The 19840-nt window shown below is 72.9% G+C and carries 16 protein-coding genes; 10 read left to right on the top strand and 6 right to left on the bottom strand.

What is annotated here, in order from left to right; translation table 11 throughout:
• Positions 1–22: 22 nt before the first annotated feature.
• Entirely contained in the window at positions 23–2311 is a 2289-nt protein-coding gene (locus ACFPIJ_RS34500; RefSeq protein WP_380121481.1) for a HelD family protein, read from the top strand.
• Between the two features lie 91 nt (positions 2312–2402).
• Here the strand turns inward: ACFPIJ_RS34500 and ACFPIJ_RS34495 are convergent, their stop codons facing one another.
• The 3 genes from ACFPIJ_RS34495 to ACFPIJ_RS34485 all read right to left on the bottom strand — a co-directional run bounded on the left by ACFPIJ_RS34495 (position 2403) and on the right by ACFPIJ_RS34485 (position 5584).
• On the bottom strand, positions 2403–3071 hold the full coding sequence (locus ACFPIJ_RS34495) for a class I SAM-dependent methyltransferase (RefSeq protein ID WP_380121479.1): 669 nt from the start codon (positions 3069–3071) through the stop codon (positions 2403–2405).
• Between the two features lie 82 nt (positions 3072–3153).
• Positions 3154–4302: an erythromycin esterase family protein gene (locus ACFPIJ_RS34490; RefSeq protein WP_380121478.1), complete on the bottom strand. Its 1149-nt coding sequence runs from the start codon at positions 4300–4302 to the stop codon at positions 3154–3156.
• 466 nt (positions 4303–4768) lie between these two features.
• Positions 4769–5584 carry a transglutaminase-like domain-containing protein gene (locus ACFPIJ_RS34485; protein ID WP_380121476.1) on the bottom strand — a complete coding sequence of 272 codons (816 nt, stop codon included), beginning with the start codon at positions 5582–5584 and terminating at the stop codon, positions 4769–4771.
• A 103-nt stretch (positions 5585–5687) separates the two neighbouring features.
• Here ACFPIJ_RS34485 and ACFPIJ_RS34480 point away from each other — a divergent pair, with 103 nt between their 5' ends.
• The 5 genes from ACFPIJ_RS34480 (at position 5688) to ACFPIJ_RS34460 (ending at position 10527) form a co-directional block, all read left to right on the top strand.
• The gene (locus ACFPIJ_RS34480; RefSeq protein WP_380121474.1) at positions 5688–6548 is read left to right on the top strand and encodes a hypothetical protein; all 861 of its coding nucleotides are present in this window, start codon (positions 5688–5690) and stop codon (positions 6546–6548) included.
• 107 nt (positions 6549–6655) lie between these two features.
• Positions 6656–6916 (top strand): ribbon-helix-helix domain-containing protein, encoded by a 261-nt coding sequence (locus ACFPIJ_RS34475; protein ID WP_380121472.1) that lies wholly within the window; start codon positions 6656–6658, stop codon positions 6914–6916.
• A 5-nt stretch (positions 6917–6921) separates the two neighbouring features.
• Positions 6922–7314, top strand: a complete 393-nt coding sequence (locus tag ACFPIJ_RS34470) for a hypothetical protein (protein ID WP_380121471.1) — start codon at positions 6922–6924, stop codon at positions 7312–7314.
• A 94-nt stretch (positions 7315–7408) separates the two neighbouring features.
• The gene (locus tag ACFPIJ_RS34465; RefSeq protein ID WP_380121469.1) at positions 7409–8188 is read left to right on the top strand and encodes a hypothetical protein; all 780 of its coding nucleotides are present in this window, start codon (positions 7409–7411) and stop codon (positions 8186–8188) included.
• A 1559-nt stretch (positions 8189–9747) separates the two neighbouring features.
• Positions 9748–10527: a lysophospholipid acyltransferase family protein gene (locus tag ACFPIJ_RS34460; RefSeq protein WP_380121467.1), complete on the top strand. Its 780-nt coding sequence runs from the start codon at positions 9748–9750 to the stop codon at positions 10525–10527.
• 18 nt (positions 10528–10545) lie between these two features.
• On the opposite strand, the gene ACFPIJ_RS34455 is transcribed toward ACFPIJ_RS34460, so the two are convergent.
• Positions 10546–10989 carry a GNAT family N-acetyltransferase gene (locus ACFPIJ_RS34455; RefSeq protein WP_380121465.1) on the bottom strand — a complete coding sequence of 148 codons (444 nt, stop codon included), beginning with the start codon at positions 10987–10989 and terminating at the stop codon, positions 10546–10548.
• A gap of 138 nt (positions 10990–11127) precedes the next feature.
• On the opposite strand from ACFPIJ_RS34455, the gene ACFPIJ_RS34450 reads away from it, so the two are divergent.
• On the top strand, positions 11128–12096 hold the full coding sequence (locus ACFPIJ_RS34450; RefSeq protein WP_380121463.1) for a GGDEF domain-containing phosphodiesterase: 969 nt from the start codon (positions 11128–11130) through the stop codon (positions 12094–12096).
• 21 nt (positions 12097–12117) lie between these two features.
• Here the strand turns inward: ACFPIJ_RS34450 and ACFPIJ_RS34445 are convergent, their stop codons facing one another.
• Together ACFPIJ_RS34445 and ACFPIJ_RS34440 are read right to left on the bottom strand one after the other, a co-directional pair.
• Complete coding sequence (locus ACFPIJ_RS34445; protein ID WP_380121461.1) at positions 12118–12669, bottom strand: helix-turn-helix transcriptional regulator; 552 nt, start codon at positions 12667–12669, stop codon at positions 12118–12120.
• 106 nt (positions 12670–12775) lie between these two features.
• On the bottom strand, positions 12776–15304 hold the full coding sequence (locus tag ACFPIJ_RS34440; RefSeq protein ID WP_380121459.1) for a LuxR C-terminal-related transcriptional regulator: 2529 nt from the start codon (positions 15302–15304) through the stop codon (positions 12776–12778).
• 256 nt (positions 15305–15560) lie between these two features.
• Between ACFPIJ_RS34440 and ACFPIJ_RS34435 the strand changes: the two genes are divergently transcribed.
• The 3 genes from ACFPIJ_RS34435 to ACFPIJ_RS34425 are packed head-to-tail and all read left to right on the top strand — an operon-like array spanning position 15561 to position 19832.
• On the top strand, positions 15561–17072 hold the full coding sequence (locus ACFPIJ_RS34435; RefSeq protein ID WP_203850416.1) for a dynamin family protein: 1512 nt from the start codon (positions 15561–15563) through the stop codon (positions 17070–17072).
• Positions 17073–17097: 25 nt separating this feature from the next.
• Positions 17098–17916, top strand: coding sequence for a nucleotide exchange factor GrpE (locus ACFPIJ_RS34430; protein ID WP_380121457.1), 819 nt, complete (start codon positions 17098–17100; stop codon positions 17914–17916).
• Positions 17913–19832, top strand: a complete 1920-nt coding sequence (locus ACFPIJ_RS34425) for a dynamin family protein (protein ID WP_380121455.1) — start codon at positions 17913–17915, stop codon at positions 19830–19832. Before ACFPIJ_RS34430 ends, ACFPIJ_RS34425 begins: the two co-directional genes overlap by 4 nt.
• Positions 19833–19840 lie beyond the last annotated feature (8 nt).

Raw genomic sequence — 19840 nt, 5'->3', positions numbered from 1 at the left:
AACTGAGCAAGCGCATCTCACGATGCTGTACGGGCACCTCGATACGCTGCGAGAGGAAGCGTCGGAGCAACTCCAACGGGCGCTGCTGCAAACGGGCGGCACCCCCGCCGACCGGTCGCACCGCGACTCGGCGACCGCGCTGTACACCGACCGCATCGCCCAGTACAGCGCCGTGGAGAACGGCCTGTGCTTCGGCCGCCTCGACTTCGAGGAGTCCGGGGAGGTGCGCTACATCGGCCGGATCGGCATCTTCGACGAGGACAACGACTACGAGCCGCTCCTCATCGACTGGCGGGCCCCCGCGTCCCGACCGTTCTACCTGGCCACCGCCGCCGCGCCCGAGGGGGTGCGGCGGCGCCGCCACATCCGCACCGAACGGCGCACCGTCACCGGCGTCGACGACGAGGTCCTCGACCTCGCCGAGGCGCACCACACCGGCCGCGGCGCACACGACGGCGTGGCCGGCGAAGCCGCGCTGCTCTCAGCGCTGAACGCGTCCCGTACCGGCCGCATGAAAGACATCGTCGAGACCATCCAGGCCGAACAGGACCGCGTCATCCGCGGCGACCTCAACGGTGTCCTGGTGGTGCAGGGCGGGCCCGGCACCGGCAAGACGGCCGTCGCGCTGCACCGGGCCGCGTACCTGCTCTACACGCACCGGCAGATGCTGTCGTCCCGGGTCGTGCTCATCGTCGGGCCGAACCCGACGTTCCTGCGCTACATCGGCCAGGTCCTGCCGTCCCTCGCCGAGACCGGGGTCCTGCTCGGCACCATGGGCGACCTGTTCCCCGGCGTCGTCGCGCACACCGACGAACCCGCCACGATCGCCGAGATCAAGGGCCGCGCCGAGATGGCCGACGTCCTCGCCACCGCCGTCCAGGACCGCCAGCGCGTCCCCGACGAGCCCGTCGCGATCCGGCTCGACATCCTCGACGGCGCCGCCGTCATGCTCGACCCCGAGGTCATCGCCGACGCCCGCGACCGGGCCCGCCGCTCCGGGAAACTGCACAACCTCGCCCGGCCCGTCTTCGACACCGAGATCATCCACGCGCTGTCGCTGCTGGTCGCCGACACCATCGGCATCGACCCCTACGCCGACGACCCCCTCGGCGGCGACGACGCCCCCGGCGACCCGCAGATCCTCGACGAGGCCGACCTCGCCGAGATCCGCCGCGAGCTGCGCGGCGAGGCCGAGGTCCTCGGCGCCCTGGACTGGCTCTGGCCGATCCTCACCCCGCAGCAACTCGTCGCCGGCCTGTTCGCCTCCACCGCCCGGCTGCTCTCCGCCGGCGCGCCCCTCGCGCTGCAACGCTCCGCCCGGTCCGGCTGGACCCCGGCCGACGTGCCGCTGCTCGACGAGGCCGCGGAACTGCTCGGCGAGGACGACACCATCCGCGAGATCATCGCCGAACGGCAACGCAAACGGCAGATCGCCTACGCCGAAGGCGCCCTGGAGATCGCGTTCGGATCCCGGTCCATCGACGTCGAGGACGAGGACGACCCCGAACTGCTGTCCGTCACCGACCTGCTCGAGGCCGACCGGCTCGCCGAACGCCAGGACGAGTCCTCCGGCCTCACCCCGGCCGAACGCGCCGCCGCCGACCGCAAATGGGCGTTCGGTCACGTCATCGTCGACGAGGCGCAGGAGCTGTCACCGATGGCGTGGCGGCTGCTCATGCGCCGCTGCCCGTCCCGGTCCATGACCGTCGTCGGCGACGTCGCGCAGACCGGCGACCTCGGCGGCGCCGCCACCTGGGCGTCCGCGCTGGACCCGTACGTCCCCGGCCGCTGGCGGCTGCGGGAACTCACCGTCAACTACCGCACCCCGACGGAGATCATGGCCGTCGCCGCCGAGGTCCTCGCCGGCATCGACCCCGACCTGCAGCCACCCCGCTCCGTCCGCGCGTCCGGCGTCGACCCGTGGATCCGCGGCGTCGCACCGGCCCGCCTGCCCGACGCGCTCGCCGAGGCCGCCGTCGCCGAGGCGGCGCTCGCCGGGGACGGACGGCTCGGCGTCATCCTCCCCGCCTCCTCATTTGCGGACCTGGTGCCGGCCGTGCTCAAGGTCCTGCCCGACGCCGCCGTGGGCGACGAACCGGAACTCGCCGCGAAGGTCGTCGTCCTCACCGTCAAGCAGGCCAAGGGCCTCGAGTTCGACGGCGTCATCGTCGTGGACCCGGACCGCATCGTGGAGGAGTCACCGCGCGGGGCGAACGACCTGTACGTGGCCCTGACCCGGGCCACCCAGCGCCTCGGCGTCCTGCACCCCGGCACCCTGCCGGACTCGCTGCACGCGGTGGTCGGCATGTAAGCGCTCTACTTGGTTTTCGCGGGGGGTTGTGGTGGGAGCGTGTTGGGTCGGACTCCAGCACGCTCACCGAACCGGCGCCGACCCGGGATGCCTAGTCCCGTGCCGACCTGTCCGTGAGCGTAGCAACCCCTCTGATGAACCCTCCGTCGGCGGGGTCCACCTGTGCAGTCCACCCCAGTTTCCCCAGGTCGGCAGCGAGCCCCGCGGCGTCATGGAAGAGTTTTACGACCTCGTGCTCGCTGCCGTCCTTCAACCTGCGCAGCACCGTGGCCCGATCACCGGGCGCCGCCCGCTCCGTCAACCGCTCCGCCGCGTCCGTGTCGACGAACACGACCCGCCCACCGGGCCGCACCGCACCGGCCACCGCCGCCCAGAACGCCGCGAACCGCTGCGGCGGCACATGCGACAACCAGAACGCGAAGAACACCGTGTCGTACCGAGCCTGCGGCCGCCACGAGAACAACTCATGCTGCTCGAACGTCGCCGTCAGCCCGGCCGCCTCGACCCGCCGCCGCGCGATGTCGAGCATCTCCGGCGCCCCGTCGACCGCAGTCAGGCTTTGTGCTCGTCCGGCCAGCCGGACCGTCCACTGCCCGGTCCCGCACGCCAGCTCGAGCACGTCACCACCGACCGGCAGCTCGTCCAGCAGGTCGGTCAGGGACCGGAACCCCCGCTCGCCGTACACCTCGTCGTACTCCGGTGCCCTCGCCCGGTAGTACGCCAACTGCCCGTCCAGCAACGACTCCAACCCATCCGACATACCCGGCAGTCTATGCGTTACCGGTCGCCGTCCACCTGGACGATGCGCTCCACACCGCTCAGCACTCCCTTCAGCACTCCCTTCAGCACTCCCTGACGAAGGCGATCCCGTCGGCCCGGTCCACGTCCGCCGGGTCCAGCGGCGCGTACCCGAACCAAGGGGAGTGGCGCGCGGCCACCTCCAGACCCGCGAACCGGCGCGCGTCCACGACACCACGCTCCTGCGGCAACGCGTACAACATCCCCTCGACGGTGTCCGGCGCCGGCACGCCCACCCCCCGGTGCCGGATCGTGCCGACCGCCGTGGCCACGAACCCGTACTGCTCACCCAGGTGCGCGCTGACGATCGCGCCCGCGCCCCACCACTGCAGTCGCGCACCGCCCATCGACATCTCGCTCCGGACCCGCTGCAGGTGCCCGTTGTGGCCGTGCGCCAACGCCGGCCCCTTCGCCGTGATCGCCAGCAGGTTGGCGGCCATCATCGAGTCCCGCGCCGCGCACAGCCGGGTGAGACGGTCCGGTCCGGTGTCGGCCATCCAGTGGTGGTACCGCAGCAGCCCGGTGAGCGTCCGCGCGTACAGCCGCGCCCGGTCCCAGTCCTCCCGGCTCTCCGCGACCAGCTGCGGGGTCTGCTCGTCGAGCACCGCCACCAGCTCGTCGGCGAGCAGCCGCAGCCGCCCGGCGTCGGGCGTCTGCCCGACGGACTTCGCCGGGTCCCACATCGCGGCCGGGTCGGTCCACCACTCGTCGGCGCCGATCAGCTCGTCGACAGTCGCCGCGGCGCCCAGGCCCGCGTCGACCCGGGCGGCGAGGTACCCGTGCACCGCGGCGAACGCCTCCCGCGGGCTCGCGGCGGCGGCCATCTCCAGCGGACCGTCGAACCCGGCGAACCGCACCTGCTCCGGCCGCGGCCGCCCGTCGTTGTACGCGCGCATCCACCGCACCAGCGCACGGTTGCCCTCGTATGCGCCCCAGCCGTGACTGAACCCGCGTTCCATGACGTCGTCGAGGTCACCGGCACCCGAGGTGACGTACCCGTCGACGACCAGACCCATCAGGCAGTCGCTCTCGATCGTGATCGTGCGGTAGCCCTCGTGCTCGACGAGCTGCCGGAACAGGTCGTTGCGCAGCTCGAGCAGGGCGTCCTCGCCGTGGGTGGGCTCGCCGAGCGCGAGCAGGCGCGGCCGCCCCGGAAGCAGCTCCATGACGGTCGCGGCGTATCCATCTGTCATTCCTTCAACCGTATCGTTGAACGGCCGGTTGAAACTTCTGCCGGACCTCCACCTTGGTGATGCCGCCGAACCTTCAAACCGGTGTGACACGTCCGCGCCGGCTGTCGAGAATGCGTCTCCGTCCCTGGGTGCACCGTGGCCGATACGGTCCGCCGGACCGACCACGGGTCTGAACGCGACGGCGGGGCGGGTCTGAACGCGACGGCGGGGCAGGGGATAGGGGAGTCGATCGCGGAGCAGCACCATGTGTCGCCGGTGAGCAGCCAGGTGCCGTCGGGGCCGGGCCGGGCTGTGACCGCCGGCGACGACCCGGCGATGTCGGAGCCGCTCTGCGGTCCGGGACCGGGCCGCTCCGTCGGCGCGATCCGCCCGCAATCCGCGCGACCAGGGGCGCGGACCCTGGGCCGTCCCGTCGGCGCAATCCGCCCCGCACTTCGCGCGACCAGGGGCGCATCGTTCGTCGTCGTCAGCGCAGCAGCGCCTCCGGCACCCGCAGGTCCGGCTCCGCATACAGGGCGGTGACCTCCGCCGGGTCGTCGCCGGCGGTCACCGCGGCGATACGGTCCATCAGTGCGTCGTAGTCGGTGCCGGTCTCACCCTTGTACGCGGCGTCCATGCGCCCCCACTCGTCCCACGGCAGCAGCTCCACCTTGTTGAGCGCGGCCAGGTCGCGGACCGCGTTGCCCTGGATCTCCGCCGGCCCGAAGTTCTCCGTGCCCTGCACCCCGAACCGCGACGCGTCGATGCGGCCCTCCCGCCAGGCCGCCCACGCCTCACCGCCGGTCAGGAACAGCCCGTCGGCGAGGTCCTCCGGGCGCGGCACCAGCGTCGCGGCGACGAACTGCACCTCGCTGCGGACCCACCGGCCGTCGCGGTGATGCTCCACGACCCAGTGGTCCAGGCCCTGACCCGGCTGGAAATACGTGCCGAACCCGCACCTGGCCCGGGCCGGGATGCCCCGCCACCGCAGCAGCGCACACGCGAGCACCGTGAAGTTCCGGCAGGTGCCGACGGCCCGCCGGTGCGCCGGGCGCGGCACGTGCAGGGGGTCGTCCTCCAGCTGCAGGACCGCCGCGACGATCCGGTCGGCGTGCCGCAGCTGGTTGTCCGCGAACCGTTCCTCGGGCAGGTTCAGCCCGGACGTCTCGTTGGGATGCACGATGAGCGTGTGCACGAGCCGGATGATCCCCTCCGCGTCCGCGGGCACCCCGGCGAGCGCAGCCGGCCGCACCGTGGACAGATCCGTGAGTGGTCCCGCCGTGGCGTAATCGATCCCCGTCATGCCCAGCAACCTACCGCCGGCGTACGACACTTTCCCGCCGACGTAGTTGACATAATGTGCATTATCGAACATCTACGGGCAGCGGGACGCTACGCTGCCGGACGTGCGTTACGTCGTGGCGGAGCAGTTCGACGCCCGCGCCTATCTCGCCGCCCTGCCACAACTCGCCGGTGACCTCCCGCCGGGCGCGGCACGGTTCGCAACCGACCCGGACCATTACGACCTCGCCGGACTGCGCTGCGTCAAAGACCTCAGCATCGGCGAGCTCGAACACGACGAGCCCGGCACCGCGCGGATCCGGTTCACCGGCAACCCGTGGAAACACGATGAGGACCTCGTCGTGCAGTACACCGGCGTCATCCACCTCCACGTCGAACCCGGCGAACCCACGTCCGTCAGCGGCCCCGGCCCGATCGGCAGCATCATGCTCGACGAGATCCTGCCCGACCCGGGCGGCTGCCGGCACGAGATCGCCGGGCACAACGGCCGTGCCGTCGTCGTCTGCGCCGACCTGACCGCGACCTGGCACCGGGTGCCCCGTCCCGACGACCCACCACCCGGCACCTGGACGCCGGTGCTGCCGCTCGGCGACCGCTGGAACTGGCTCGGCCGGCACACCGACGGCACCTGGGTCGTCGGCGTGCCGCACCGCCACGCCGACCCGGCGCCGGAACGCATGGACGCGCTGTCACACGTCCTCACGCAGCCGTGGCGGACGGTCGCGCACCAGTGGCCGGCGGTGCCGAGTCTCGACGACATCGTCACGCACGCCCTGACCTGCACGGGCTGGGAAAGTCTCAGCGCTCTGGACTGGATCGAGCACGGCTATCCCCTGGGCCCGCACGTGCGTGCCGCGCTCGAGACGATGCGTCAGGACCGGCGGCAGGCGCAGGAACGCCGGGCCAGGGCGTCGAAGCTGCTGCGGCGGGCTGCTGAAGGTGAAGACGTCCACCACGGACGGTGACGGAATACCGGGCGGGTATGCCATATCGGCGCAGGTGGGCTCGAATGTCCCCCGTCCGGGTGATGCGACGCTAGGTGATCAGCGTATGCGGCCGCTACCCTGTGCGTATGCGTGAAGTGCGCAAGGAGCGGGTCACGGTGACGATGCCCGCCGATGAGGCCGCTGCGGTGCGGCGGTTCGTGGACGCGGGTGGCGCGGAGTCGGTGTCGGCGTATGTCGCCGAGGCGGTGCGTGGCCGGCTGGCCCGGGACCGGGCGCTGCTGGCGTTGAACGAGCTGTATGCGCGGCGTGGGGTGCGCATGGACCCGGAGCACCACGCGTGGGCGCGTGAGGTGCTGGGGGTGGCACCCGCCGGGCCGGCGTCGTGACCGCCGTGGGCGGCCGCATCCTGGACAGTTCGGCGATCCTGGGGTTCGTGGCCGGGACGCCGTACAGCTCGGCGATCGTGTGGCACGCGGTGGACCAGGGTGTGGTCCTCGCGGTGCCGGCGGCGGCGCTGGCGGAGGCGTGGGCGCAGACGTCCCCCAAGGACTATGACGTGCTCAAGGTCCTGCTGAGCCTGCCGGTCGTGGTGGTGGACGACCTGACCGCCGCCGATGCCGTGGACGGTGGATCACTCTTCGCCGGAGAGGGCGGTCCCGCTCTGGTTGCGGCCGCGCATGTGGTGCGTCGTGCGCAGGCCCGACCCGGATGGGCCATCGTCACGGATCGTCCGGAGGTGCTGCGCACCCTCGACCCTTATGCGGAGATCGACGAGCTGCCCTGACGCCGAGATCATGTCGTACGGTGTGTCGCGTTCGGAAAATGTCGTACCCGACTGGTAGAACGTTTCCGACACATGTTCGATTGAGGAGGGTGCGATGGTAGCCGCGCGGACCGCGGCCGGGGGCTTGTCGACGGTGGAGCTGGAGCAGATCCGGGACACCCTCGCGGCCGGCCGGAAGCCGAAGGTCGTGTTCACGGAGGCTGCCGGCCAGATCGCCGGGCAGCTGGGGCAGGTCGTGCAGTTGACCGACCCCGAACTGTCCGAGGAGTGGGTGGTCGTCCGGTTCGGCCGGGACGAGTTGCCGTTCTCCCCCGCTGATCTGAAGATCGCTCCGAAGGCGGCGCCGGCGCGTCGCACCCCTGCCGTTCCAGCACCTCGTGAGGAGACCTCCGTGCCCGCGCCGTCCACCGTCGAGCCGTCCACCGACCCTGCCCCGGCCGACGTCGTGACCGAACCTGTCCCGGCCGCCGCGCCGGCGGAGCCGGTGACCGCCGAGGCGAAGGACGGCAAGGAAGTGAAGGAGAAGGAGCCGGTGAAGGAGTCTGCGGGCATTCCCGCGCCGCGGGCGACGCCGGCGAAGAAGGCAGCGCCGAAGCCGAAGGCGCCGGCGGGGTTGACGGTGACCCTGGCGTATGCGGACGGCGAGTGGACCGTCGCGGCCAACCAGGGCACGAAGTCCCTGGCGAAGCCGTATGTCATCAAGGCCAGCGAGGCGTTGAAGATGGTCGGGATGCTCGACGTTCCCGGGGTGCACGAGGCGGTCGAGGAGATCGTGTCGGCGGCCCGTGCGGAGGCCGAGTCGCAGGCGGAGCGGTTGCGGGCGGAGCTGGCCGAGATAGAGGCCCGTCTCGCCGAGCTCCGCGAAGCCGAGTAGCGGGGCTGAGGAGCGGGGCCGCTTGGCCAAGGCCCACGTCACCGCCGCCGAAGCGCTGACAGGCTGGCCGGTGGCGGATCTGTCCGCGGCGAGCTCCGGCCCGTCGCGGCCAGGCCGCCCGGCCAGGCCGAGCAGCGAAGCCAGCTGGATGGACGTCAGGGCCGAGCCTGGATGGGCGGTCAGGGCCGAGCAGTGAAGCCGGCTCGCCCGCTGGCGTGGGCCGAGTAGCGAAGCAGGGCTGACTGGCGGAGCCTGACTGGGCCGACAGGCAAAGCGGCGAAGCCAGTTGGATGGACGTCAGGGCCGAGCAGTGAAGCAGGGGCCGGCTGGCGAAGGCTGGCCGGCCCTGGGGCACGCACGTCGGCCAGGCACAGACCCGCATGGTCCGTGTCTGCGGCGCGGCTTGCCCGGCACTCGGCTTGGCCGGGCAGCCGCCGGTCGGTCGCGCGGAGCGCGAGTTGCGTGGTCCGTGTCTGCGGGCGGGCTCGCTGGGTTGTCGCGCCGGGCTGTCGTGCGCAGCTGGCGGCCGGTGAGGAACTTGATCATGCGGGTGCCGCGCCGGATGGCCGCGGTGCGGCGGATCGGGGCGAGCTGAGGTCACGGCCCGCAGATGAGGTCGCGGGCGGCGGGTCCTGGCGTGCGGTGTGCGCGTGTGTGGCGGCCGAGGTGTGACGCCGCACTGCAAGGCCGGTGACGCCGATGGCGCCGGTGACGCAGTCTGTGGTGCCGCTCCCCTCCCCTGGCCCGCCGCGGCGGCGCTTGTCGTTTCGCGGCCGACCTCACGTTGCGGCGCCGGCCCTCCGCGGGCCGCGTCGTCGAGGCGGGTCGTGTCCGCTGCGGTGGTGTGCGGCCGCCGTCCTGGCCTACCCGCTTCGGGCAGCCACGGTTGCGCAGTGATGGCGGACCGTGCTGCCTGACGGACTCGCTTCGCTCGCGCCGCCGTTGCGTCCTGTGGCCCGCGGACGCGGTCGCGGTCGAAGTTGTCCCGTGACCGTCCGGACGGCCGGTCTGTGACTTCGATCTGTGCAGGGTCTCGTCCGGCGGGTGGTGATGCGACAAGCGGAACGTTTTCCGGGGTCAGGTGTCCGGGGATCCTTCCGGTTATGGGGAATCCGGCCACGACCCCACGTGCCCGGCGCCAGGTCCGGCGCTGCCGAGGCCCGGATCAGCCTCTTCGCCCGAGTGTTCCGCCGCCGGCAGTGGATCTTCCTGCCGACGCGGCGGATGCGCAGGAACCATTCAGGTATTTTGTCCGGAAATGTGGACCGGTTCGAGTGGCATTCGGTGTGCTCCGCGAGTCGTGGCGGGACCCGTGGTCGACAGGACGTGCGGTATCCCCCACTACCTGGTGGATTCGTGATCGCCGGTGGTCAGTGATCCACCAGGTAGTGGATGTCGGCGCGGCAGCGTACCGTCTCAAGGTCGAATTCGGACTCATCGGGGCGGGAATGACGGACGTGGACCAGGGCGCGGCGAGTTCCGCAGCAGGGCATGGTGCTCCGGCTGGTGCGGTGGGTGGCTCCCCCGCCGCGGCGCTCTCCCCTGATCCGCCTGCGCCGGTGGGCACGAGCATTCCGGCCGGGGCGGTGTGGCGGGCGCCGCGGACGTGGCGGTTCCTGCTGTTCCTGGCGAGGGTCGTGGTGATGCCGGTGGCGCGGCTGAAGGTGACCGGGGACGTGCCGGCGGCGTTGCGGGACGGGCCGGTGATCTTCGCGGCGAACCACATCGGGCCGTTCGACCCGGTGGCGATCACCGCGGCGTGCCGGGTGGCGCGGTTGACGCCGCGGCTGATGGCGACGGGTGGGCTGTTCCGGGCGCCGGTGGTCGGGTCGGTGATGCGGGCCGCCGGGCACATCAGGATCAACCGGCGGCAGGCGGACGTCGGCACGGCCGTCGACATGGTCGCCGACGCCCTCGCGGTCCGATCGCACGTGCTCGGCTATCCGGAGGGGCGGATCACGCTCGATCCGGGGATGTGGCCGGAGCGGGGGAAGACGGGGATGGCGCGGATCGCGTTGCGGACCGGGGTGCCGGTGGTGCCGGTCGCACAGTGGGGTGCGCATGAGGTCGCGGCGTGGGGTGGGTTCGGGCCGACGGTGCGGACGTTGGGGCGTTCGTTGCTGCGGCGGCCGGTGGTGCGGGTGCATTTCGGGGCGCCGGTCGACCTGTCGGACCTGGACCCGGCGACGCCGGGTGCGGCGCAGCGGGCCACGGACCGGATCATCGACGCGATCACGGCCGAGCTCGTGGCGTTGCGGGTGGCGGAGCCGCGGCTGCCGCGGTACGTCGATCCGGTCCGGCCGTTGTCGACGCAACGGCGGCACCGCCCGGCCCGCTGACCGCGCCGGCCGCAACAGTCAGATCGGGCGGCGGAGCATGAAGACGTCGACCGGGTCCTCGGATTCGACGGTGAAGCCGTGCCGTTCGTACAGGCGCCGGGCCGCGCTGCCCTGCAGGACGTTGAGCCGCACGGGGGCCCGGTCGGCGTCGGCGCGGGCGAGGACGGTCCGCAGCACCGCCGAGCCGATGCCGTGGCCGTGCAGGGCGGCGGCGAGGTAGAAGTGTTCCAGCCAGCGGCAGTCCCCCGCGGGCCGTAGAGCGACGCAGCCGGCCAGGGCGCCGCCGGTGACGATGATCGTGGTGTGGTGCGGGTTGAACGAGTCCCGCAGCCGTTGCCGGACCCGGTGCTCGTCGTAGCGGCCGAGGCGTTCCAGGTCGGGGCGTAGCACGTCGGCGCGGAGCTCGGCGATCGGTTCGACGTCCGCCGGGGTGGCCGGTCGTGCCGTCCACGGCGCGGTCATGGCCGAAGTATCGCAGGGGACCCGAAAGGCACCCGAACCGAACCTGGCGAACCGCTCCCCCGGCAGCGGTGTCCTGCCGACATGGACACGACAGGTCGGTCACCAGGGCGTCACGCGGCGGAGGGGGTTCGGCGGAGCATGCAGGGATCCCGTACCCGCAGGCGGTGGCGGCTGGCCATCGGCGGGGTCATCGTAGTGCTGCTGTCGGTTGCCGTGCTGGGTGTCGTCGGGGTCGCCAGGACCCGGCACGCGTCGGAGACGGTGGCGCGGTCCACGGCCCTCGCCGACGCGTACGCGCGGGCCAACAAGGCGATCGCCGAGGAGGAGTCCCTCGAACGCAAGTACCGCCTGGACCGTGGGGACGAGGTGCGGGCGCGGCACGCGATGGCGGGGGCGGCGTTGCGGTTGCGGCACGTCCATGACGAGTACGGGTATGCGGTGCTGCGGGTGTTCGCGGCCGTCGACAACGGCGACCTGATCGAGGCGGCCCGGATCAACAACAACGACGTGGACCGGATCTTCTACCAGATCAGTGCGGAGATCCAGGCGGCGGCGGATCTGCATGCGGGGCGGGCCAACGCGGCGATCGAGGAGTTGCGGCGGGTCGAGGCGCTGGTGTTCGGCAGTCTGCTGGGGGCGGTCGGGCTGGGTGCGGTGCTGCTGGTCGGGCTGGGGCTGCTGGTGGTGCGGTACCAGAACACGATGATGGCGCAGGCGGACCGGCATGAACACGCGGCGCGGCACGACGCGTTGACGGGGTTGCCGAACCTGCACCGGCTCGGCGTCCGGTTGTCGATCGACGACTACGGCACCGGGTACTCGTCGATGGCGTACCTGCGGCAGCTGCCGGTCGACGAGCTGAAGATCGACCGGTCGTTCGTGGTGAACCTGTCCGGCGCGGACGACGACGACGCGGTGCTGGTCCGTTCGGCGGTCGACCTGGGCCACAACCTGGGGATGACGGTGGTGGCGGAGGGGGTGGAGCACGCGGGGCAGGTCGCGGCGTTGCGCCGGCTCGGCTGTGACATCGCGCAGGGGTTCCATGACGCGCGGCCGGAGCCGGCGGACCGGCTGCAACGGTGGCTGCAGCCGGCCGGGGTCCACTGACCGGGGTCCGCGAAAAAGCGGTCAGCCGCCTTCCCGGCGGATCCGCAGGTACGCCAGGACCGCCTCGCGGGTGGTGCGCACGCCGAGGACCTCACGGGCCTCGGCGATGCGCCGGTTCGCGGTGCGCAGCGACAGGAACTCCGCGGCGGCCGCGGCGGCGATCGTCTCACCGCCGGCGAGCCGTTCGAGGAGGGCGCGTTGCTCGGGGGCGAGCTGGGGGCCGCCGCTGTCGGGTTCGGGGATGGTGCCGAGGTCCGCGTCGGGGTCGGTGGTGACGGGTCCGATACGGGCGAGGTCGGCGAGCAGGGCCCGGCCGATGTCGCCGCCGGTGTCGCAGATCGCGACGATCCCGGCGCCGCGGGCGGCGGCGAGCAGCGCGAGTTCGGCGGTGTCGCCCTCCGCGACGCGTCCGTAGAGGGCCAGCCGCGCGTCGGAGACGTCCCACGCCTGGTCGGTGAGCGCGAACCCTTCCCGGGTCGTCCAGCCGGCCCGGGCGAGCCGGCGCAGCACGCTGGTGGCGTCGCCTCCGGACGCGACCACGTAGCGGGGTGCGTGTGCGGGGTCGCCCGCCATCAGCGGCCCTGACCGGTGACGCGGCCGGTCGGTCGGGGCAGTCCAGCGGGTGTCATCCGCCAACGATGCGATGCGGAGGCGCCCACGCACAAGAGCACGCCGTTACTCATCCAAGCTCCTCGATCGCAAGGGCGGCGGCCTCGGTGCGGGTGCGGGCGCCGAGCTTGCGCATCCCGGAGCGGATGTGGGTCTCGACGGTCTCCCGGGAGATGCCGAGCTGCCCGGCGATGCGCCGGGTCGGTTCGCCGTTGGCGACGAGGCGCAGCACGTCGCGTTCCCGGTCGGTGAGCTCGTCGCCGGCGCGCCGGCCGCGGGTGTCGCGGCGGATCGAGTGCCGGCGCAGGGCGCGGCGGGTCCGGCCGAGCAGCACGACGAGGCCGGCCTCCTCGGCGAGGCGTTCGGCTTCCAGCAGCGCCGGGACGGCCCGTTCGGCGTCCTCCTCGAGCATGCCCTGGGCGAGCAGGCAGCGGACCTCCTCGCGGCGGGCGAGGTCGTGCCAGGCGGCCGCGGCGGCGGCGAACAGGTCGGGGGCCTTCCACGCGTCGAGGGTCGCGGCGACCGCGGCGAGGGGCCGGTCGCCGAGGTCCGTGCCGGTGGCGGCGAAGTCGCCGGCGTCGTAGGCGGCCCACCGGGCGGTGATGCGGCGCAGCCCGTCGACGAGCGGCGGCGCCGGCAGGTCGGTGGCGCGGGACGTGGCGTGGTCGGGTTGCCCGTCCAGCCACGCCGCTTCCCGGGTCACCCAGTCCAGGACGGGTCCGGTCGAGGACGGCCGGCCGGTGAGCGCGTCGAGGCGGGCGCGGGCCGGGGCGAGCAGCCCGCCGTCGGCCTCGGCGAGGCTGGCGGCGGCGACGGCGTAGCCGCGGGCGACGGCCGGCAGGGTCCGGTCGGTGAGGTCACCGGCGCGGCGGACGACCTCGTCGATCTCCTCGCCGCGCAGCGCGTCGCACCACAGTTGCGCGGCGATGAACCTGGTCTGCCACGAGTAGGCGAGGTCCCCGGCGCACGCGGCGGCGGCCGCGGCGGCGGCGTTGGACGCCTCGGCGAGGCGGGCGTCGGCGGTGAGGGTCTCCACCAGCAGCCACGCCGACCAGCGGGCGGCGAGGACGTCACCGGCCTGCCCGGCGGCGGACGCGGCGGACGCGAGCCCGTACTCCCAGCCGGGGCGGCGGGTGCCGGCGCGGACGGCGGCGATCGCGGCCCGCAGCCCGGGGTGGGCGGGGGCGTCGCCGTGGACGCGCAGGAGTTCCTCGGCGCGGGTGAGGGCCGCGTCGGCGTCGCCGGCGAGGGTCGCGAGGAGCCGGATCCGGTCGCGGGCGCCGAGGACGTCGGCGGGGACGTCGTCGCCGACGGTGGTGACGGCGTTCGCGGCGGCGACCGGGTTGCCCTGCTGCAGCAGCGCCTCACCGCGCAGGACCGCGCCGACGGCACCGACCCCCGGGTCGGTGACGGCTTCGGCGGGCAGGACCCGCAAGCAGGAGCCGGGCCGGCCGGCGGCGAGCGCGGCGCGGGCCGCTTCCAGGCGCACGTCGGCTGCGGGAGTGACGCCGGGCAGGTCGCAGGCCAGCAGCAGCAGTTCGGCGCGTTCGCCGGTGGACGCGGCGGTCCCGGCGGCGCGGACCGCCACCTGGTACGCGTCGCCGGGCGCGCCGGCGGCGGCGAGGTGCCGGGCCGCCTCGCGGGGCGGGACGAGCCCGGCGAGGCGCCGGTGCAACGCGACCCGTTCGGCGGGTTCGAGGAGCCCGGCGGCGACCTCGGCGGTGTACGGCGACACGGGCGCGGCGATCCCGGCCTGGTCGACCTCGACGAGGCCGGTCGCGGTGAGCTCGGCGATGCCCTCACCGAGGACGGTCGCGGTCACGGGCCGGCCGAGCAGGCCGAGGGCGGCCATGGCGGTGCGGGCGGGCCGGTTGAGGTCGGCGAGGGCCCCGGCGACGGTGTACGCGAGGCCCTTGTCGGCGTCGAGGGGGGTGCCGCCCTGCGCGACGTGTTTCGCCAGGGCGGTCACGGCGAGGGGTACCCCACCGGCGCGGCGGACGAGGTCGGTGACGACGGTCGTCGACGCGCCCGGCGCGATCTGCCGCACGAGGGCCGCGGCGGCGTCGGCGGGCATCGCGGGCACGTTCAGCCAGGCGGTCGCGGCGGCGCGCAGGACCTGTTCGGCGTCGCCGGGCAGCCGGTGCGGCGTACGCAACGTGACGGCTATCCGACAGTGTTCGGCGATGGCCGGTAACGCGGCGATCGTCAGCGGATCCGCCCACTGCAGGTCGTCGAGGAGCAGCAGACCGTGACGGACCCGGGAGCGGACCGCCTCGGCGAGCAGCGGCGCCTCATGTGACGGGAGTCGCACCCGCACCGCCCGGGACAGCGGCAGCGCCGGGACGCCACGCAGCATCGCCAGGGCACCACCGGCGAACACGGTGCCGCGGAACGTCTCGCCGAGCCGTTTCAGCACCGTCGAGCGGCCGGTGCCGGGCGCTCCCGCGATGACCACCAGACCGGGGTTACGCAGGGCGTCGACCGCCGCGGCGACCAGGTCGGCGGGTGGCCACGCGGTGGCCCCCACCGTCGCCCGGCCGACCGTCCCGGCCGCCGCAACCGTCGCGGCGCCTGGCTCGTCAGTCGGTGCCTCAGGCACTTCTCGCCTCCATTCGTGGCACGAACATGGGATCCTGCGCGCGCAGGATATTCGTAATGTGTGTGCCGTACGTGCGTGACATGACGGTCTGATTCCACCCGGGAGCGAGTAATGAGCGAGGACCACCCCTTGGAACCCCGAGGGTACGTCGGCATTCTGGCTGAAAACACCGGCCTCGCGCAGTCGGTGATCAGTCTCCCGGAGCAGGTATCAGGTCGCGGTCCGGGTCGCGCCGCCGCGGTCCGGGGCTGACGACGTGGCGCCAGGACCACTCAGCTCCCGGGTCGCGGACCTGTGCGCGGAGGTCGGCAACCGGCTCGGCGGCGGCGCCCAGGCGCAGGTCGTCGACGTGCGCAGGCGGCTCGGCGAGCCGCTGCGGGTCGCGATCGCGGGCCGGCTCAAGTCCGGCAAGTCGACGCTCGTCAACGCGCTCATCGGCCGGCGGGTCGCGCCGACGGAGGTCGGTGAGTGCACCCGCATCGTGACCCAGTTCCGGTACGGCACCTCCGACCGGGTCGACGTCGTCAAACGCAACGGTGCCCGGGTCAGCCTCCCCCTCGACGAGGCCGGGATGATCCCGCAGCGGCTCGGCGTCGCCCGGCACGACGTCGCCTACGTCGACGTGACCCTGACCAGTGACCACCTGCGGGACCTGACCGTCGTCGACACGCCCGGCCTGTCCAGCGCGAACACGTCCGTGTCGGACCAGGCCCGCCGGTTCCTGTTCTCCGAGGCGCCGATCGACGACGACCTGGACTCCGACTCCGCCGGTGCCCTGTCCGGCGCCGAGGCGATCATCTACGTGTTCACGCAGTCGGTCCGTGAGGACGACGTGCAGGCCCTGGAGGCGTTCCGGTCGATCTCGGCGCGGCTGTCGAGCAACCCGATCAACTCCCTCGGCCTGTTCAACAAGGTCGACAAGCTCGCCGGCGGCGGCCAGGACCCGTGGCCGATCGTCGCTCCGCTCGCCGGTGACCAGTCCAAGGTGCTGCGCCGCGTCGTTTCCGACGTGGTGCCGGTCGTGGGGTTGCTCGCCGAGACCACCGAGGCGGGCCGGCTCACCGCCGCGGACTGTGAGGCGCTGCGGCAGCTCGCCGCGCTCCCCCAGGGCGAACGCACCGTCCTGCTCGCCTCCGTGGACCTGTTCACGACCCGTGAGTGCGGGATCACCCGCGAGTCCCGGGAGCGGCTGCTGCGGCTGCTGGACCTGTACGGGATCAGCTTCGCCATCGCCCAGCTGGTCAACAAGCCGACCCTGGCGACCGGTGAACTCGTCCGGATGCTGTTCCAGGCGTCCGGGTTCCCCCGCCTGCGGCAGACCCTGGACCACGCGTTCCGGTGGCGAACCGACGCGATCAAGGCCGGTTGGGCGCTGTCGAGCCTGGAGAAGATCGCCAGCCACGCCGAACGCCCCCACGACCGGGAGCTGCTCCGCGACGCGATCGAACGGGTCCTGCAGCAGCCGGAGTCGCACCGGCTGCGGCTGCTCGAGGTCGCGCAGCTCGTCACGACCGGCGCCGTGGACCTGCCCGACCAGATGGAGGGCGAACTGACCCGGCTCGCGCTGTCCAACGACCCCGGCTGGATCCTGAACCTGCAAGGATCCGACCGTGACCAGATGGTCCGGGCCGCGTTGGACGCCGCGACCCGGTGGCGGGCCTACGCCGTCGCCGGTGCCAGCCCGTCCCAGTCGCGGGTCGCGCTCGTCGCGCACCGCGGTTTCTACCTGCTGTCCCAACGTATCCGTGGCCAAGCCCGTGTCAACTGAAGGCACCTACCCCCAGGAGCCGACGATGTTCTCGTCCTCCAACAGCCTGCGTCTCGTCGCCGTGGCTGTTGCCCTGATCGTCGCCGTGCTCACGGGCGCCGCGACCGGCCTGATCAGCGGCGCCCCCGACTGCCCGGCGGTGCCGGCGTCGACGGCGACCACCCCGCCGGCGGCCCCGACGACCGCGTCCGGCGGCGCCGGGATCGGTGACTCCGTCGGTGGCGGCGGCGCCCCCGAGGCGCCGCCGAAGCAGCAGCCGACCGCCGCGGCCGCGGTGGTCCAGGCCGCGCAGCCGGCGTGCACCGCGCGGGAGCCGTTCGGGGTGACCGCGGCGCTGACCGGGTTCGTCGGTGCGCTGCTCGTCGGCGCGGCGCTGCTGCTGCTGTTGCTGCTGTCCTCCCGCGGCGGTCCCCGCCAGGTGCAGGTGCCCGTCGCCGCCCGCGGCAACGGGACCGGCCCGGCCGACGCCGACCGGCGGGCCCTCGTCCAGGCGTGCATCTACGTCCGGGACCGGGTCACGTCCAAGGCGCTCGGCGACCGGCTCGGCGCCGCCCTGGCCGAGGCCGGGGTGAAGACCCTGGAACCGACCGGGGTCCGGTTCGACCCGGCGCACCACGAGGCCGGCGGCGCGGCACCGGCCACCGACCCGAAGCTGATCGGGTCGATCGCCGCCGTCGAGGTCCCCGGCTACCTCGACCGTGACGGCCGGGTGCTGCGTGCTCCGATCGTCACCGTCTACCAGGCCGCCCGCAACCCGGGCGGGCCGACCGGCGCGCACCCGACGGTCCAGCAGCCCGCCCAGCACACGCCCAGCCCGCAACCACGCAGGGAGCAGCCCCGATGACCTCGACGGAGAACGCGGCGCCCCCCGCGAACGGCAAGCCGAAGCCACCGAGCCCAGAGGCGGCCCTCGGCAAACTGCTCAAGGCCGGCGTCGACGGGTCCCTCGCGTACCTGCGCAAGATCGACCCGGACGCGGCCGCGGACGTGGACACCGAACGCCGCCGCGACGTGCAACGCCCGCGCATCGTCGTGGTCGGTGAGACGAAACGTGGTAAGAGCAGCCTCACGAACATGCTGATGGGGGTGCCGAACCTGTCGCCGGTCGACGCGGCGGTGGCGACCGCGTCGTACCTGGAGTTCACCCACAACGCCCAGCACGGCGCCCGCGCGTACGTGCCGGGCCGGGAGGACCCGATCCCGATCAACCTGACCGACCTGCGGGACTGGGGCACCGTCCTGGGCCGGCTCCCCGACGGGATGCGCCCGCCGCGGCGGATCGAGGTGCACCACTCGGCGCCGCTGCTGCAGTACCTGACGCTGACCGACACCCCCGGCACCGGCGGCCTGGACTCGATGCACGTCGAGGTCGCGATGGACGCCGTGGAGCGGGCCACCGCCCTGCTGTTCGTCGTCGACGCGTCCTCGCCGTTCTCCAAGCCGGAGATGAACTTCCTCATCGAGGCCAGCAAGAAGGTCAACTTCGTGTTGTTCGCGTTGACGAAGGTCGACGCGTACCCGGGCTGGCGCACGATCCTCGCCGACAACAAGGGCCAGCTGCAGACGCACGCGCCCCGGTTCGGTTCGGCGCCGTGGTTCCCGGTGTCGGCGCGGCTGGCGGAGCTGGCGATGACGCTGCCGAAGGAGGCCGCCGGGGAGCTGATCCGCGAGTCCCGCATCGCGGAGCTGCAGCACGCCCTGATCGACCTGGCGAAGAAGGGTCACCTGCTGCAGCAGGCCAACGTGCTGCGTTCGGTGCGCTCGGAGTACATCCGCATCGACCAGGAGTACGGCGACCGGATGAAGGCCACCGACCCCGACCCGAAGGACGCCGAACGCGCCAAGGAGGAACGGGCCCAGGTCGCGACCCGCAAACGCACCGAGGCCCGGCAGTGGTCCCTGGCGCTGTCGACGGAGACGCAACGGGCCCGGGTCGAGGCGACGACCCGGCTGCGGTCGTACATGACGCAGCTGCAGGAACAGTTCATGGAGAAGATCGACAAGGGCGGCCGCAGCGACATCAGTGAGCTGCCCGCCGAGGTCGACAAGGCCCTGTACGCGTTGTCGGTGCGGCTGTCACACGACCTGGAGTTCCGGTTCCGCAAGGTCGGTGAGCGGGTCCTCGCGCAGGTGTTCCACCCCAACGAGCTGCAGCACGTGCTGCGGCAGCTCAACGCGAAGCTCCGCCACGCACTGGGCACGAAACCACGCCGGGACAGCGGCGGCGGTGACGGCGCGATGGTCGTCATGTCCTCGGCCGGTATGGCGATGATGGCCGGGCGGGGCGCGATGGCCGGTGCCGGCGCGATCGGTCTGGCCGGTGTCGCCGGTGCGGGCCTCGTCATCCCCGTCATCGGTATCGGCCTCGGCCTCGCCGCCGGCGCGTACATGATCTTCAAACGGAAGAGCATGACGGACAAGGTGGCGACCCGGGCGTGGCTGCGGGAGGTCCTCGGTGAGGCCCGCGCCGCCCTCGCCGACGAGATCATGCACCGGTTCACGGACCTGCAGTACGCGTTGACCCTCGCCCTGGACGAGGCGATCGAGCGGCGGCTCAAGCAGCTCGACGCGCACATCGCCAACATCGACAAGTCCCTGACGGAGGACAAGGCCGAACGGGGCAAGCGCAAGGCCGCGCTGAACACCGAACGGGAAGGCCTCCGCGCCCGCATCAAACAGGTTGACGAGGTCCTGGTGCGGGTACGGGCACTGGCACCGAACGCACCCGCGGACGCGGCCGACGCGCCGGCCGAAGCGTAAGGGGGTTG

Source organism: Dactylosporangium cerinum (assembly GCF_042653625.1).
Classification (GTDB): Bacteria; Actinomycetota; Actinomycetes; order Mycobacteriales; family Micromonosporaceae; genus Dactylosporangium; species Dactylosporangium cerinum.
This window is presented reverse-complemented; position numbering and strand designations above follow the sequence as displayed.